This window comes from Pseudomonas juntendi, assembly GCF_009932375.1.
In the GTDB taxonomy this organism is placed as follows: Bacteria; Pseudomonadota; Gammaproteobacteria; order Pseudomonadales; family Pseudomonadaceae; genus Aquipseudomonas; species Aquipseudomonas juntendi.
In genome coordinates, this window is the sequence record NZ_BLJG01000346.1 from 1 (window position 1) to 284 (window position 284).

General features: G+C 66.2%; 1 pseudogene. It reads right to left on the minus strand.

Going from position 1 to position 284, the window contains the following annotated elements:
* A pseudogene (locus GYA94_RS25815) lies at positions 1-284 on the minus strand (bifunctional 23S rRNA (guanine(2069)-N(7))-methyltransferase RlmK/23S rRNA (guanine(2445)-N(2))-methyltransferase RlmL); the annotation flags it as partial.

A 284-nucleotide genomic window follows, 5' to 3' on the forward strand; every position in this document is an offset into this window, starting at 1 on the left:
GTGCTGACCTCGCCCTGGTAGATTTTCACCCAGTCACCCAGGCCTGCGCGCTCCACGTTGTTACGGCCCGGCTGAATCAGCCGCGGGTCGGCCTCGTAGCCACGGATCCACAGCGGGGGTTTGGCCAGGCCAGCCTGGGCCCGTGCCTGCGCTTCTTCATGCACCTTGCGCCAGAGCGCCGGCACATGGCCGAGCCAGGCGCTGAAACCCCAGCGTTCACGCTTGAGGTTGGGCGCGATGTCGGCAGCAATCATGGCGGCCTCTACCAGGAACGTACCTACACC